This window comes from Endozoicomonas sp. ONNA2 (assembly GCF_024606365.1).
Taxonomy (GTDB): Bacteria; Pseudomonadota; Gammaproteobacteria; order Pseudomonadales; family Endozoicomonadaceae; genus Endozoicomonas.
This window is the reverse complement of record NZ_JAHHPO010000691.1, coordinates 1-1,549: the sequence shown is the minus strand read 5'-3', so window position 1 is coordinate 1,549 and position 1,549 is coordinate 1. Positions and strand designations below refer to the sequence as shown.

The following is a 1,549-nucleotide window of genomic DNA, read 5'->3' as shown; positions in this document are numbered from 1 at the left end:
GGATTTTGTGAGGGAGCGCGGGGAGTACGGCCGACTGAGCAAAACTCCCTCACAGCGGCAAAGGACAAGTGAGATCGGGAGCACGTTTATGACATATCCGGGGCAGTCTGGCTCTTCTCCGGACAGCCTCCCGGGCTGTCAGAATTTACTCATGGACAGTATTAGCCTTTGAAAATTCATCAGGATCATTGGTTTGTCGCTCAGGAGCTTAACTTTTGAACAAGCGTATTTTCACGCCAGACATTTTTACCCGGTTCACCGCCCGCTTTTCCATCCGAACGCAGTTAATGGGCATCTTTGGTGTGCTTATGGCCACGCTGACTATTGGGATGTCGCTGGTCATCAGCAATGAGATTGACTCATCAAGCCAGCACCAGGCTGACAGTATCGGTCAATTATTGAGCGAGCAGACGGCCAGTGCCGCCACAGATATGCTGGTCACCGGCGACAGGCTCAGCCTCAATGTTCTGCTCAGTCAGCTGGTGCAGAACCCCTATGTTGCTCAAGCCAGTATCTACAGCATTGATAACCAGAGAATCGCCAAAGCCACTGCCAAAACAGCGGATGGAGGCATCAGGCATCCGGTATATTCGTCCCCCATTCATTACCAAGATGTCATTGCCGGTTACGCCCGCGTATCGCTCAACGAAGGTCTGCTAAGCCAGAAACCCAAAGAAGCCCTGTTGGTGATTATTGCTATCAGTCTGATACTGCTGCTGGCCGGACTGATTGTTCTGCAACTCTATGCCTCCAGCCTGACGACCCGGCTACGACTTATTGAACGACAGCTACGTTCCATTCTGCCCACAGGGAACCCAATCCCGCCAATGACTGGGGAAATCACCAGGCTTTCTGCCTTTGTCGAGCAGCAGTTGCTGGAAAAGAAATTGGCAGAGCCAGAAGAGAACGTCGACGAGCAGGAAACGGCGATGATTGTCGCGATCAAAGTCAAAAACCTGGGCAGGCTGCAACAATTGCTCGCCCCCAGAGACTTGCAGGATATTCTCCGCACCCACAGCCAGATCATCAGTGAAGCTGCGGATTATTATGGTGGCGAGGTAACCTATACGCCAGAAGGGAATGCCTATCTGCGGTTTTCCAGCAAAGAGAGCCCGGCATTTACTTCAGATGCACTATTTTGCTGCCTGATGATCCAGGCGCTGGCGGAAAAAGCCGGAACGATCAATATTGCCAAAACACACATTGGTATTGGCCTGAGCGTTAGTGACCAACAGACAGAGTTCCCGGAAGAGCAGCACCCGGCCCTGGGGGACAGTGCTGCCAGCCAGGCACTGACCCTGGCTAACCTGCCAGGTATGGATGGTATTTACATGCGCCGGTCAGAAGCCAGCTGGCTTCCCTCAGACCTTCCGGATTTTGCTGCCCCGGACAGTGAAATCATCAACATCAAAGGTATCAAAAACGATCAGGCCAATGAGTTGAGAGGCCAGATTTTTGCGATGGAGTCCATGCTGGAAAATGGTAAAAATTTCTAGAAGCAAAAGCTTTGAACCACGAAGCACACTAAGAGCACAAAGGAAAAGAAAAG

At 51.6% G+C, this 1,549-nt stretch carries 1 protein-coding gene; it reads left to right on the top strand.

What is annotated here, in order from left to right:
- Positions 1–215: 215 nt before the first annotated feature.
- Complete coding sequence (locus KDK14_RS12105) at positions 216–1,496, top strand: hypothetical protein (RefSeq protein WP_257265383.1); 1,281 nt, start codon at positions 216–218, stop codon at positions 1,494–1,496.
- The last annotated feature ends 53 nt before the right edge of the window (positions 1,497–1,549 follow it).